General features: G+C 43.8%; 16 protein-coding genes. 8 read left to right on the plus strand and 8 right to left on the minus strand.

What is annotated here, in order from left to right:
- Positions 1–109: 109 nt before the first annotated feature.
- Together A4S05_RS33115 and A4S05_RS33120 are read right to left on the minus strand one after the other, a co-directional pair.
- Positions 110–1,378, minus strand: a complete 1,269-nt coding sequence (locus A4S05_RS33115; RefSeq protein WP_069074012.1) for a HEAT repeat domain-containing protein — start codon at positions 1,376–1,378, stop codon at positions 110–112.
- Between the two features lie 79 nt (positions 1,379–1,457).
- Positions 1,458–1,952 carry a hypothetical protein gene (locus tag A4S05_RS33120; RefSeq protein ID WP_069074013.1) on the minus strand — a complete coding sequence of 165 codons (495 nt, stop codon included), beginning with the start codon at positions 1,950–1,952 and terminating at the stop codon, positions 1,458–1,460.
- A gap of 160 nt (positions 1,953–2,112) precedes the next feature.
- Here A4S05_RS33120 and A4S05_RS33125 point away from each other — a divergent pair, with 160 nt between their 5' ends.
- The 5 genes from A4S05_RS33125 (at position 2,113) to A4S05_RS33145 (ending at position 5,226) form a co-directional block, all read left to right on the plus strand.
- Complete coding sequence (locus A4S05_RS33125) at positions 2,113–2,913, plus strand: DUF1838 family protein (protein ID WP_069074014.1); 801 nt, start codon at positions 2,113–2,115, stop codon at positions 2,911–2,913.
- Positions 2,914–3,257: 344 nt separating this feature from the next.
- On the plus strand, positions 3,258–3,497 hold the full coding sequence (locus A4S05_RS33130) for a hypothetical protein (RefSeq protein ID WP_069074015.1): 240 nt from the start codon (positions 3,258–3,260) through the stop codon (positions 3,495–3,497).
- Positions 3,498–3,529: 32 nt separating this feature from the next.
- Positions 3,530–4,438 carry a HEAT repeat domain-containing protein gene (locus A4S05_RS33135; protein ID WP_069074016.1) on the plus strand — a complete coding sequence of 303 codons (909 nt, stop codon included), beginning with the start codon at positions 3,530–3,532 and terminating at the stop codon, positions 4,436–4,438.
- Positions 4,439–4,544: 106 nt separating this feature from the next.
- The gene (locus tag A4S05_RS33140) at positions 4,545–4,844 is read left to right on the plus strand and encodes a type II toxin-antitoxin system HigB family toxin (RefSeq protein WP_069074017.1); all 300 of its coding nucleotides are present in this window, start codon (positions 4,545–4,547) and stop codon (positions 4,842–4,844) included.
- Positions 4,828–5,226: a helix-turn-helix domain-containing protein gene (locus A4S05_RS33145; protein WP_069074018.1), complete on the plus strand. Its 399-nt coding sequence runs from the start codon at positions 4,828–4,830 to the stop codon at positions 5,224–5,226. The genes A4S05_RS33140 and A4S05_RS33145 overlap by 17 nt, the downstream gene beginning before the upstream one ends.
- Before the next feature lie 51 nt (positions 5,227–5,277).
- Here A4S05_RS33145 and A4S05_RS33150 read toward each other — a convergent pair whose 3' ends face one another.
- The 4 genes from A4S05_RS33150 to A4S05_RS33165 all read right to left on the minus strand — a co-directional run bounded on the left by A4S05_RS33150 (position 5,278) and on the right by A4S05_RS33165 (position 7,677).
- Complete coding sequence (locus A4S05_RS33150) at positions 5,278–5,886, minus strand: HEAT repeat domain-containing protein (protein ID WP_069074019.1); 609 nt, start codon at positions 5,884–5,886, stop codon at positions 5,278–5,280.
- Positions 5,887–6,067: 181 nt separating this feature from the next.
- A complete protein-coding gene (locus A4S05_RS33155) occupies positions 6,068–6,562 on the minus strand; it encodes a globin family protein (RefSeq protein WP_069074020.1) in 495 nt (164 codons plus the stop codon).
- An 85-nt stretch (positions 6,563–6,647) separates the two neighbouring features.
- Positions 6,648–7,205 (minus strand): globin family protein, encoded by a 558-nt coding sequence (locus tag A4S05_RS33160; protein ID WP_069074021.1) that lies wholly within the window; start codon positions 7,203–7,205, stop codon positions 6,648–6,650.
- A gap of 304 nt (positions 7,206–7,509) precedes the next feature.
- Positions 7,510–7,677, minus strand: coding sequence for an NblA/ycf18 family protein (locus A4S05_RS33165; protein ID WP_069074022.1), 168 nt, complete (start codon positions 7,675–7,677; stop codon positions 7,510–7,512).
- A 318-nt stretch (positions 7,678–7,995) separates the two neighbouring features.
- On the opposite strand from A4S05_RS33165, the gene A4S05_RS33170 reads away from it, so the two are divergent.
- From A4S05_RS33170 to A4S05_RS33180, 3 genes are all read left to right on the plus strand, one after another.
- Positions 7,996–8,613, plus strand: coding sequence for a phycobiliprotein lyase (locus A4S05_RS33170; RefSeq protein WP_069074026.1), 618 nt, complete (start codon positions 7,996–7,998; stop codon positions 8,611–8,613).
- Positions 8,610–9,155, plus strand: coding sequence for a hypothetical protein (locus tag A4S05_RS33175; RefSeq protein WP_069074023.1), 546 nt, complete (start codon positions 8,610–8,612; stop codon positions 9,153–9,155). The genes A4S05_RS33170 and A4S05_RS33175 overlap by 4 nt, the downstream gene beginning before the upstream one ends.
- A 396-nt stretch (positions 9,156–9,551) precedes the next feature.
- Positions 9,552–10,319 carry a phycobilisome rod-core linker polypeptide gene (locus A4S05_RS33180; RefSeq protein ID WP_069074024.1) on the plus strand — a complete coding sequence of 256 codons (768 nt, stop codon included), beginning with the start codon at positions 9,552–9,554 and terminating at the stop codon, positions 10,317–10,319.
- A 477-nt stretch (positions 10,320–10,796) separates the two neighbouring features.
- Here the strand turns inward: A4S05_RS33180 and A4S05_RS33185 are convergent, their stop codons facing one another.
- Positions 10,797–11,714: an RluA family pseudouridine synthase gene (locus A4S05_RS33185; protein ID WP_141699879.1), complete on the minus strand. Its 918-nt coding sequence runs from the start codon at positions 11,712–11,714 to the stop codon at positions 10,797–10,799.
- A 238-nt stretch (positions 11,715–11,952) separates the two neighbouring features.
- Positions 11,953–12,600 carry a Uma2 family endonuclease gene (locus tag A4S05_RS33190; RefSeq protein WP_069074025.1) on the minus strand — a complete coding sequence of 216 codons (648 nt, stop codon included), beginning with the start codon at positions 12,598–12,600 and terminating at the stop codon, positions 11,953–11,955.
- Positions 12,601–12,803: the final 203 nt, after the last annotated feature.

Here is a 12,803-nt window from a genome sequence, read left to right on the forward strand (position 1 = left end):
GCGTTAAGTTGACACCAATGGAGAGATAGCCGCCCGCCGATTTAGTCATTAGTCATTAGCACCAATAACCAATGACTCGAAATCCCCCGGCTTGAAGCCGGGGGATGAGTTAATTACTCGTCGCTTTCGCCCTAATTAACCAATCACGATCGCCAGTACAAATTTCCCGACCAGATGAGTCTCCTAAGCGGTCTAGCGCCAATAAACAAGCGTATTTCAAATCCCAAATCGGCGTATTTAGGCAAATTTTGAGTTCAGGAATTGCTCGTGAATCACCCAATTCACCAAGAGCGATCGCACACGCTGCACGAGATTTCTGAAACTGGGGTTCGCGGTTGTGCAGGTTTTCTATTAATAAATCGTAAGCGGGAGCATATTTTAGCCAGCCGAAAAGTTTCATCACATGATAATGAGCGCCATAGTCGTTATATGCCTTATCCCCATAAGTAACTAAAAGTGCTTGGGGTGCTTCTTGTGCATAGATATCCAGTAAGGTTTTTGTGGCTAAATAGCAGCGGCCAAAATCGGTTTCGTAGAGTTCGTTAATCACAAAATCTAGCACAGGGGTAGCATCATACTCGTGTACTAAATCAAGGTCGTTGGGATGATCGTAGAGTACTTGCTCTAAGTAAGGTTGAATTTCTGTAAAAGTAATTTCACCATTGGGAACACCTGCATCCAAAAGCATCCGCAATCCTCGCAACCGGAACACCAGAGATACAGGACAACGGGCAATTTCTGGGATGGCTTTGTAGTAGCGTGAATCAATCAGGTCTTGAATACAACCCCGTCGTGCATTGACGCTAGAACTTTGCAGCAGCGTCATCACCTCAGTGATTTCGGAATAGTCACCCGTGAAACGACAAACTGTAGCGATCGCTGCACTACGGGTAGGTTCATCCTCAACTTGAGTAAATTTACGTACACGTTCAAGTGACGGCTGATAGTCGGCATTAGCTAGAGTATGAATAATCACTCGATAGATTTGGCCGGGTTTATCCAGTAGTTGCGCCACCTCTTCGAGGATTTCTGGCTCTTTAGTCCCGATTTCCCCGATCGCCCACACAGTATTTTCAACAGTATAAATATCATCATCTTTAAGGCACTGCCGAATTACAGGTAAAGCTGATTCGGCCTGCAATCGCCCTAGACTTTCCACAGCCTTGCGTCGAACAATCCGGTGGTCTAACTCATCAGGGTTACTGGTTTCAATCGCCCGTACCAAAGCCGCGATCGATTGCTCAGTAGGGAAGTTAATTAAATGGGAAACAGCTATATATTTATCAGAAGCGTCTTCGAGTTGTTCTAATGGAGTATCGATAATTGCGATCGCTTCTTCTTCTGTTAACCCAAACATTTTAAAAAAACGTTTATCCATTGGTCTATAAATGGCTCTTGGATAATTGCTCAGAGGTCACGTTTATTATCGTACTGGGGATTGGGGACTGGAAACTCATTCACACACCACTCTGAGCAGGTGGCGACTTTAATAGCACTTCATCAGTTTCGGCACTAAAAGCATCTGCCAGTTCAGGACTAGCGATCGCAATGGCGCTCTCGTGCCATTCATGAATGAGAGCGTCAATCATCTCCCATGCTATGGGAGATGAATCTATCAATCGAAAAGCCTCACTTAGTTCTTTGATAAAGTCTTGCAGATCATCTTTTTCAAAGAAACTGAGCCATCCATAAGGATGTTCAAAGCCGATTTCTTTTCCAAGTAACAAAGAAAAGGCGACGGTTAATGCTTCAAAAACAGCTTTACTCTGTGTTGCTGCCTTTATAAGAAAAGTCATTTCCTCCCGGCGTAACAAAGCAAAAGACTGATCATTGCGAGTAATTGTCACTGGACGTTCTAAAGCTTTGTCCAGAACCCGCCCAGGCTGACGATTCAACTCCGTGGCTGTAATTAACTCATCTGAGTAGATATTGCCGAAAGTCGTGATAGACATAGGTTATGCGTTTTTAGTCAACGCCGATTTCATGAAATCAATGATTGTATACGTATAATTGTAGGTACTATTCATCAGGGGTCAATAGGGATAAAAGCTCTGAGCGCTGGAACTATCTCCAGAAAGGCATTTTAGATTTTCAGACTAGAGAAAATGCGGTATGAGTGATTATTTAGATGACTACGAATTTAACAACCTCGATTTTTACAGAAAAAATCATGGTTTACAGCTTTATTACAACTGGTCTGGGGAAATTTGGTGGCAAGAAACACCAGATAAATCAAAGGAAAAATTATTCTCTATTATTGGGATGAATGCTACCAAAGTATTTCTCAAGCCCGATCCTGAGTATGGCGAAGTCGGGTATCGCATCAATAGAGAGTTGGGTTTATTTTGTGACCCAGATACGCAAGAAATTCTGCACTTTTGGAAGTCACCAACAGCAAGTCAAGCAGTACCAGTAGTACACATTGCTAACCGGATTGTCCAAGGCTCAGTTAAACCAAAGAAATTTGTCATACCCAAAGGCAGCGGATATATTACCTCTGTCATGGAAATTCCTTTAGAATACCCGCATCCCTTAGCAGGAGATAGCAAATATTCAGACTATTGCCCTGGTGAAAAGTTTAAGGGAGTTGAGTACTTTATCTCAAATACTTGCCGACCCGATGCAACTGATGTCCCTCCTGCTAAGTGGGCGAGGGACTGTCCTTGGTTGCCGTGGATGAAGTTAGGATATGCTCATCCAGCTAAATTAAGATTTGAAACCACAATCTTTAGAGTAGATTCTTTTGAACAGCTTCACCCTAGCTTGGTCAAGTTGGTGAGGGAAAAAGTCCCAATTTATGAATTCACGCCAACAGAAAGTGATGAACCGAATGTAACGAGCATTCAATATTTTAAGAAAAACTTTGAGTCCTATTTACGGGGAGATATTTTTCCACTTGAGGAAACCTCTTGAGCGGTTTTTGCAAGGTGTTAAATTATGCACCGTGATGTTTAGGACGGGCTACGCCTACGCACTTTCAATTAAAAAAGCCTAAAAGACCTATCAGAAGTTGAATCGAGGGTTGTAGTTGGGTTTAACTTTTGAAGAATTCCGTAAAAAAGCTTTACCAGTGGTAACTCGATCTGAGAAGATCGGAATATATGCATTTGTCAGCTATTAGTTAGTTGCCTCTTGCCAATTGTTCAGTTTTATGTAACAGCTAAGTACTGGTCTTTAGCGAATAACCAAATACAAAGATTTTTTGGGACACTAAAAACACATCATTCATATAAACACGCATTTAGGAAACAAAACTTATGGATGAAACCTCAGAATTCACAACAAACAATAACGTAACCGCCCAAGATGTAGCAGAAGTTATTGCAGAACTTGAGCAATATCGGGAACGTCTAATCCAAGAAACTACGGAAACAGCAAAACGGGCTAAATTAATGAGAGTAAACGTCATGGCAAAACTAGAGCCTGAGCTTACCAAGATTGATTCTGCTCTCCAGGAACTCCGTAATCAACAAGCTGCTCTGAGTGCCAGCAATTAGTAATTTATTTTAATAATTTAGCTATAAGTTATATGCTCAACTCCGAAACTCAATCCGGGGCGGATTCGTTAAATCTGTCCCATGCAGAAACGGATGCTTTATTTGCAGCGGTGAGTGAGCAATTAAGCTTAAACACCTTTAACCCCGATGACCAAGAGCTACTACAGCGAATGGTTGAGAGTATGGGAGACTCACGGGGTATGGTTAGGTTGAGTTTCGCAGAGGCATTGGGTAAAATCGGTAAACCAGCGACCCCTTTATTGATGGAAGCTGTGGCAAATCATCCAAACCCAGTTGTGCGGAGAGCCAGCGCTAAAACCCTGACACTCATCGCTGACCCGATCGCAATTCCCACTTTGGTTAATGCCCTTTTAAATGATGAAGATACCGTGGTCAAAACCTCGGCGGTGGGAGGGCTTGCCAAAATAGGCGAGGCTGCTGTACCAGCGTTGCTAAAAATCTTAGCGTCAACCGAGTATCCAGAAAGTGCCAAAGGTCATGCGGTATGGGCGTTGGGATTTATTGGGTCAGAAGCAAAGGAGCATTTATATCGGGAGATTAACTCAGACTCGGCTGAAGTTCGGGCTGCGGTGGTAGGCGCGATCGCTAAAATTGCTCAAGAAGGCGCTGAAGAAGGAGCATTTCACATTCTGGTGAACGCTCTCACTGATTTATCCTTAATCGTGCGGTGTGAAGCTGCATCTGCTTTAGGCAGCCTAGCCTATCAACCAGCAATTCCTAATCTGGTTGAGTTACTGCATCATGCCGATTGGGAAACTCGAAAAGCTGCGGCTTTAGCATTGATGAAGATTGGCGATCGCACTGCTTTAGAACCACTGCAAGCTGCATTAACTGAGGAAAAAGAAGCGGGGGTTCAGGCAGTGATCAAGTTGGCGATTTCTCAAATTGAGAGACAGTTAGAGGAGGATGCTTGGGAATAAATCGATGCACATTTACAACTTGACATCTTCCTCTCATTTTGAGAGTATTTAAGCAGCAACTAGTTTTTCGTTGATTGATGAATATAGCTAGAGAAGTTAGAGACGAATGCATCTGATTGCGATTCGGAATCTCCGCATTGATGCTGCCCAATACCCCGATGTCAAAAAGCAAATTGACGACTGGTACGCAACCGTCAAGAAGGTGGAATGGCAAAACTTGGAGGAAGTTCGTAAGATTTATCGGGATGCTGAAGCGGTTGGAAATTTTACAGTCTTTAATATCAAAGGTAATGACTATCGCCTGATTGTCGGTATTGACTACGAAAACCAAACGGTTTATTACAAATACTTTCTAACTCACGCTGAATACGACAAAGGTAAATGGAAAAATGACCCTTACTTTTGACCAAGCTGCTTATAGTAGTCTGCTAGCTGAAGTTGCTCCCAAGGTAATTGAAACGGAAGAGGAGTATGATCGTGCTTTAGCTGTGGCAGAGCGCCTAACGTTTTGCAAGAACCGGACTCCAGAAGAACAAGCTCTGCATAAGCTGATAGTAACGCTGATTGAAGCGTATGAGGTACAGAACTATCCAATGGATGAATCTGCACCGCATGAAATTCTCCAGCACATTATGGAAGCCAGTGATACTTGTCAAGCTGACTTGGTGGGCATCATCGGATCGAGCGGCGTGGTATCTGAAGTTGTGAACGGTAAGCGGTCGATTAGTAAGGCACAAGCTAAGGCACTCGGAGATTACTTCAAGGTGACACCTAGTCTGTTCATCTAATGTATCCGCTCTATTAGGATTGACAAAGGTAGTTATATTTAAGAGCGATCGCTATTCTCTTTTATACTTAATCACCTGATCTAATCGGGGCAAAGCACTGACTGCGGACTCTCTAACATACGGTTCAATAGATTCATCATTTGTCAATGCTGTCAACACTTCCACTGCTCGGATATCACCCATCGAGCCGAGTGCATTGACGATCGCTACAGCCAGCGCAACATTATCTATTGTTTTTAGAGCTTCAGTCAAAATCTCAAAGGCAGGAGAACCTATTTCACCCAGCGCCATCACTGATGCAATATAAACAACGGGATTTTGGTCATTGAGCGCTGTTTTCAATCCCTGTAAGCCCTCAGCCGGGAAAGGAACATCGGGATGGTTAGCAGCAACCTGTGCCAGAGCCTTAGCACAGCTACCCCGAATGGTGGCATTATCGCTATTTATTAATGACTCTACCAGTAGCGGTACAGCGTCCGTACCAATAGCACCCAATGCCTTTACCGCCGCTCGACGGTAAGTCACATCTTCCTCATCCAAAATACCCATCAGCCGAGGAATGGTATTTTCATCACGGACATCAGCTAGTTCCCACATAGCCCGTTCCCGCAGATTGGGGTTGGGGTGTTTTAACTGTTCAAATAGAGAATCTATTGTCATAAAATCAAATTTTCCTGTCTAAATCCCCCAAATTCAATCATGAATTACGAATTACGAATTACGAATTAGTAACAACTGAGGGACTCTTGGTCAGTCACTCAACCAGATACAGGCAAAGCAACAGACTGAGAGTCCCTAAGTTTTAGAGTATGACTATCGCTCGTCTAGTCAATCCGTGTCACTATGACAGGGAGTTGATTACATAGTCGAGGAGGGCGCGGAACTCAACCAATGCTTGAGGAGACATGTCACGAGGAGAGCAAGCGCGATCGCGAGTATAAGTCATCGCGGTAACGTAAGGAGCTGTGGGTAGACCCAAAGAGCGATACACTTCACGAGCGCCTGCAATACCCCATTCGTCTAGAGGGCCAGTACCGCCCACAACTAAGCTGTAGTTGATCAAGCGTAGGTAGTGCTTGATGTCGCGGAGGCACTTGTCTTTCTTGACTTGGGTAGCGCCAGCTTCACCTTCTTGGGTCAAGTAAGGATATTTCTTGAAGGCAGCATCATAAGCTTCCTTAGCTACGTTATCGATACCAGCAGCTAGCTTTTCAGCAGCTTCTAGACGAGCACTAGCACGTTGAATGCTACCTTGAACTGATTCTAGATCAGAGGAGGTTGGGAAACGACCTGCTGCATCAGCAGCTCCAATAACCGTAGTGATAACTGATTTCATTGCTTTTTATACTCCAGATTAGATTTGATCGAGTTTTTATTTCAGTTGGCTTGACTAATAGGCTTTAGGCGTTAGCGATTAGCAATTAGCTCAGAGCAGAAATAACGCGATCGAAGTAGCTAGCAGCTTCAGCAGCTAGAGCAGAGCAGTCGCCTTGAGGAGTGTCCAGTTTGCGGAACTTTTTGCCAGCGTTAGCTTCAGTGTTGCTGTTGGTGATGTGAGCGACGCTGATAGCCTTCAGGATTTGGAAAGCGCGTACAGAAGATCCGGTGGGTACGCCCAAAGCTGTGTAGGTTTCTTTCAGACCGTTCAAAGCACGATCATCCAATACGGAAGAATCGCCAGCCAATAGTGCATAAGTTACGTAACGCAGAACGATTTCAGCATCACGTAGGCAAGCAGCCATCCGACGGGTGGGGTACAAGTTACCACCAGATTGAATCAAACCTGTGTTTTCACAAGCAATCCCTGCAATGGCATCAGAAACCGCACAGCTTGCGTTGCTGGCGATCGCATTCACTGCATCAAGGCGCTTGTTGCCTTCAGCGATGAAAGACTTAAGGGCTGCCAAGTCAGCACCACCGATAGGAGCGGTTTTGGCATCAGCCGCAATTACAGCTCTGGAAAAAGCATCAAGAACCATGAGTTCTCCTTAATATTCACAAATGGCGGATATTATTTCTGGCGTGTTCTCGATCAGATTAACTGTGAGTAGCCAAACAAAAACATAGGGGATCAATAGTACCCTAGTCTTTACTATGAGAGACAAAGTAATAATCTGTAATATTTAATTTGGGATTGGGGCATTGGGCATTGCCCCATGCCCAATTCCCAATGCCCAATGCCCCATGCCCAATGCCCAATTCCCAAAAAATTAAGACTTACGCGTTTCAATGGAACCCCACCACTGCGTAAGTCTTTAGGAAAAAATCTTATTTTTTAATTGATTAAGCTTGTTTAAGCAGATGTTTGACCAAATTATCTTTCACCATCATCTGCCGTAAGACTTCTAACAAAAAATCCTGAGCTTCTTCTTGACTCAAATTTTTTACCTGGTCTTTCAAATTTTGTAAACGAAACTGTTGCTCTAAAGTTAGTTCGATTGGGAAGTCCATCATTCACTCCTCGGATTGACTGGATCGAAGGGTATTTGTTGTTACCGCTAGTGTGAAGGCGTAAGCTGTCATTGACATTGCTTGCTAATAGTCTAGCACTGAGATATTAAAACGTCTACATTGTCAAGCCATAAGAAATAGACCCCATAAAAGTTTACAATTACACAACGACACGTCTGCCTCTCCCTTTGTAGGGAGTTTATTGAAGCTGACCGCGAATGGCTGTAATGTTTAGAATGTTTATATACCAACAACTGTAAAAAGAAAGAAGAAGGAAAACATCATCCGCAGGAGTAATAAGTAGGAGTCAGAAGATTGATAGACGCAATGGAATTTTTTCAGCTAAGTGCTGGTAAGTGGCGATCGCAACGTGCAACTCATCATCTAGCCTTCAAGCGTTCAGAGACGGGAGAATCAGATATACAGGTAGAAACTCTAGATGCCGATCATCCAGAAATCATTGAACTGTGCCAGTATCATGAGATTGACCCCAGCCTTTCAATAGGTGGGTCACGTGTGCGTTGGCTAGGCACTATGGCATGGGATAGAGAGGGTGAAGAGAATCATCAGGGGAAAACCATATTTGCGATCGTGCCTGATGGCGATAACCCAAGGCAAGGCAAATTACTCCGCGAAAGAGGTTACGCCGAAATAGTGCCTGTAGTCGGTCTTTTTCACATGGATGATGAAGATGGACTGGTGCTGACAACCGAATACGAAACAATGAGTTCCATTGAGCGATTCTGGTTTGCCAGTCCAAATATGCGACTGCGAACCAGTACAGTCAAACGATTTGGCGGCTTCAGTACAGCATCGTTTTGTTCTGAAACCCGCATTGATAATTCTGTTGAGGTTTCCAGCACAGCAGAAGTAACAGAAAAACAAGGGCCGGATGTTCTGGAAAAAAGACAGTTTTATTCAGTTTTGGGCTGGTGAATTATCTCAAGCAGAGTGATGCTTTTACTCGTGGGCAAGATTACCTGCGTCTGGTACAGGGACTTGCCCTAGAACCGGGTATGGTGGATGTGTTTGATAACCTGCGCGATCGCATTCCCATTTGCACTTGGATCGGTGAAAATATTAACACCGTAAACGCTCAGATAAATGCCTATCTAGAAGTTTGTCATGAGTGCTTTCATCCCCAAGAGCGTCGCCACATCCAAATTTTTGCAGTACCCATAGCTCAATCCTTCGGCATAGATGGGCTGTGCAACATTCTCACAAACCCAACCACCATTTTGGTAGATGTCGGTCGAGTTGCACCTCAAGACTGGTTTGGTGTAGTCGTCCATGAATACGCCCATGCCCATCTAGGAGACTTTGGTCACAACGAGCAGTTTGCTAGCATCCTATCTCATCTATGTTTAGGACTGGGATTGGAACCACCCTACTGGGAGGTAGGGATGGAAGCAACTTTGCGTAGCTGGCCTTACTGTAAATCAACCATAGATCCCTTGGAATTTTGGATAGGTCGTTGAAGGAGGCAGGGGATGTAGGGGAGCAGGGGAGGCAGGGGAGCAGGGGAGCAGAGGAGAATAACCAATTCCCAATCCCCAATTAGCCATTAATTTCTTTTGCTAAATGTTAAAAGTTATTGCTTCAATTCAAAAAGGTGAAACTGAATCTTCTAATCTAAAATATGTGAACAAAGTTTTTTGAGTAATTTACGTAGCCATTAAGCTGGAAGCCCCACTCTCTTTATTAATTAGCTATGGGTTAAATCCAGCAGGCTAATCATTTTCTCCTACAAATACTGAAATCACCCTTAGTTAAGTTTCGTGAAATTTTATCAGAATCTGAAGTTCTGATCCAACTACTCCCTTAATATGTGATTAAAAGTTGTTAACTTTAATTAAGAACATGGAGGCTTTAGAGTGCCACTTCCTCTGTTAGAATATAACCCTTCAAGTCAAAACCAGCGTGTAGCTGCATATGAAGTACCTGGTGATGAACAGCCCAGGATTTTTACTACCGACAATATACTTTCTCCGTCAGATTTAGGCGATCTGATAGAAGCAGCATATCGTCAAATTTTCTTCTATGCCTTTGCTGCCGATCGCGAAACATATTTAGAGTCTCAACTCCGTAATGGACAAATTACAGTACGAGACTTTATTCGTGGGTTAGTGCTTTCCAATACCTTTAAGAAAAGCTTCTACGACCTCAACAATAATTATCGTTTTGTTGAGCAAGTAATTCAGCGAGTTCTAGGACGCGATCCATACAGCGAGCGGGAAAAAATTGCTTGGTCAATTGTAGTCGCTACCAAGGGGATTGTAGGCTTTATTGATGAAGTGCTCAACACCGAAGAGTACCTGAGCAATTTTGGATACTCCACAGTGCCTTATCAGCGCCGTCGGATACTGCCATCTCAATCTCAGGGTGAGTTGCCATTCAACATCAAATCACCACGATACGAAGATTACCACCGTACCAAACTTGGTTTCCCCCAAATCATTTGGCAGGTCGAAGTACGCAGATTCCTTCCACAAGAGCAAAAGCCCAAAGCTGGCGATCCAGCTCTATTCCTGTCTATGGCACAAAGTGTCAATGCAACTGGCAATGCGCCACAAAGGATCTCGTCATTCAACATCGATATCGAAAAGTCTGTACCTTATCGCCAGCTGACTGGAATTAAGTAACGATTTTTGGTCGGCGGCTGCTAGTACATCGCTTTGATAATTTTATAGCGTGCATGAGTCTTGGGTTATGTAGGAGTTTTATTTAGATATAACTAAATGAAACAGACTCTATCCCACGTCTGATGCACGCTAGTTGTTAATGGGAATTGGGCATTGGGAATTGGGCATTGGATATGGTTTTTTATACAGAATTCAGGAGTCAGGAGCCAGAACTCAGCAATGTTTTCTGTGCGACTGGCGGTGCTTCGCAGCGTTAGCGAGTCTGCGATAGCGTAGCGTTAGCGAGTCTTCTCCCAAGGGGAGACGCCAAGGGCGAACGAGCGTCGTGTCTGAATAAATGGGTGTCTGAATCCCCCACTCATTCATTCTGACTCCTGTTAGCGGTAGTGCGGCGTTTAGCCCATTCTGGCTTCTGAATTCTTCTTCAACAATGTTTGATGTCTTTAAAATGAGGCTAGTTTTAGGTGTGGGATGAGCTTAAAGTACAGTTCGTCTTTTTAACATCTCCAAAAGTTTTGTAAAGTGAGCGGGAGGAGTCGCTGTCACCTCAATCAACTCCCCAGACAGAGGATGCTGTAATTTTAGTCGCCAAGCGTGTAGTGCTTGACCGGGCAAATTTACTCCCACTGAATGACCAGAACTATAAACTCGATCGCCGACAATTGGATGACCCATTTTGCTGCTGTGGACACGAATTTGATGAGTACGTCCAGTTTCTAATTGAAAGTGAATCAAGGTGAAGTTACCAAGGCGTTCTAGTATTTGCCAATGAGTGACGGCAGATCGTCCGCCTTGTTCAACGGGTATAATTGCCATTTTCTTGCGGTCTTGGGGATGGCGACCAATGGGCAAATCTATAGTGCCACTTTCAGTTTTTGGCGCACCGTAAACTACGCCCAAGTATTCTCGCCGTGCAGTTTTAGCTTTGAGTTGTGCTTGTAGGTGATGATGGGCAATATCTGTTTTAGCGATCGCGATCGCTCCCGTTGTATCCTTATCCAATCGATGGACAATTCCCGGACGCTGAACTCCGCCAATTCCTGGTAAATTGGGACAGTGAGCCAATAAAGCATTTACCAAAGTGCCATCTGGATGACCGGGCGCTGGATGGACAACTAAGCCTGCGGGTTTGTTGAGAATAAGTAACTGGTCGTCTTCGTAGAGAATATCTAAAGGGATATCTTCTGCTAGCAGTTCTAGGGGTTGTGCTTCTGGTATTTCCAGAGTGATGCGATCGCCTAGCTTGACGTTGATCTTCTTAGATGTGCAAACTCGATCGTTAAGTTGGACGTTACCATGTTCTATTAACTGTTGGATGCGAGAACGGGATAAGTCAGGTAATTCTTGAGAAAGGAAACGGTCAAGGCGATCGCCTTTGGTATTGACGCAGTGTATCGTACTCTGAAGGGGAAGCAAGCTAGGTAAAGCATCCTCAAGTGGAGTTGATAAGCGTTCGCCCTTGGCGTTGGCAAAGCCATCGCTATTTTCTTGGATTTGTAAATTAAATTCGGTCACAATTACTCTATACTAATTCCCCTTCTTTAAGTAAAGCGCGGAATGCCTTTAATTTGACGGTTAGAAATCGCGTCTACCCAGGCAAAACCTTGATTTTACTTTAGTGGACGAGAGTTTGTCATATACCCGCGAATTCTATTACCGATTGTCGAAATACTCTAAGTGCTGAACTCATTCCTGTAGTTCGTGCCATTTCCACAAACCGGGGAATGAGTTCTGTGATAATAAAAGTAGGAAATGTGGGGCTAATGAGAGACTTCACATATTGTTCACCTTGCAGCAAGCTAATTTCTAGGTTTTTGTTTTCATATCGCCAAATTTCAGGTACTCTTAACGCTTCGTAGGTACTAATTTGGGTTTTAGAGGTGACATCAATTTCAATCGCCAAATCAGGAGGAGGGTCAACAGTTAGGTCGATCTTGTCTTTCCCAATCATTAGCTTGTAGTTTTGAATATAAAAACAATCATCAGGTTCGATACCTGCACTTATATCTTTTCGCTTAAAGGTAGTTGAACCTAAAGACTCCCAATTCAGATTGAGTTCATCTAACAAAGCTTTCACCAAGTCTCCGATGATTACCTTATATCGCTCATGTTCTGGTAATGGAGCCATAATTTCTAACGTTCCTTGGCTGTATGCTACTCGACTCCCGCGATGTTCTCCTAACTCGTGGAGAATTGCTTCAAATACTTGCCAACTCACATTTTCCAGTATTATTCTTTGCCCTGGTGGAACTCGAATTTGGCTAAGTTGAAGAGTAAGCATAGGATGTTATACCAATTCTTTATGAAGCTGCATAGAATTCGATCCCCCCTAGCCCCCCTTATAAAGCAGGGTGGTTTCATACAAAGAAAGAAAAAACTTTGTGCAGTTGATTGGAGAGGGCGCGTTGTGCTTGAGGAATAGTTCGGAAACGAAGCTTGCGTGCGCTCGTAATGAAAAAGTTGTGTAAGATAGACCAATTCACA

It is taken from the genome of Nostoc sp. KVJ20 (assembly GCF_001712795.1).
GTDB lineage: Bacteria > Cyanobacteriota > Cyanobacteriia > Cyanobacteriales > Nostocaceae > Nostoc.

Coding starts and splice junctions, on each gene's coding strand:
- A4S05_RS33115 (WP_069074012.1), bottom strand. CDS start 1,378: ATGGATAAACGTTTTTTTAAAATGTTTGGGTTAACAGAAGAAGAAGCG.
- A4S05_RS33120 (WP_069074013.1), bottom strand. CDS start 1,952: ATGTCTATCACGACTTTCGGCAATATCTACTCAGATGAGTTAATTACA.
- A4S05_RS33125 (WP_069074014.1), top strand. CDS start 2,113: ATGAGTGATTATTTAGATGACTACGAATTTAACAACCTCGATTTTTAC.
- A4S05_RS33130 (WP_069074015.1), top strand. CDS start 3,258: ATGGATGAAACCTCAGAATTCACAACAAACAATAACGTAACCGCCCAA.
- A4S05_RS33135 (WP_069074016.1), top strand. CDS start 3,530: ATGCTCAACTCCGAAACTCAATCCGGGGCGGATTCGTTAAATCTGTCC.
- A4S05_RS33140 (WP_069074017.1), top strand. CDS start 4,545: ATGCATCTGATTGCGATTCGGAATCTCCGCATTGATGCTGCCCAATAC.
- A4S05_RS33145 (WP_069074018.1), top strand. CDS start 4,828: ATGACCCTTACTTTTGACCAAGCTGCTTATAGTAGTCTGCTAGCTGAA.
- A4S05_RS33150 (WP_069074019.1), bottom strand. CDS start 5,886: ATGACAATAGATTCTCTATTTGAACAGTTAAAACACCCCAACCCCAAT.
- A4S05_RS33155 (WP_069074020.1), bottom strand. CDS start 6,562: ATGAAATCAGTTATCACTACGGTTATTGGAGCTGCTGATGCAGCAGGT.
- A4S05_RS33160 (WP_069074021.1), bottom strand. CDS start 7,205: ATGGTTCTTGATGCTTTTTCCAGAGCTGTAATTGCGGCTGATGCCAAA.
- A4S05_RS33165 (WP_069074022.1), bottom strand. CDS start 7,677: ATGGACTTCCCAATCGAACTAACTTTAGAGCAACAGTTTCGTTTACAA.
- A4S05_RS33190 (WP_069074025.1), bottom strand. CDS start 12,600: ATGCTTACTCTTCAACTTAGCCAAATTCGAGTTCCACCAGGGCAAAGA.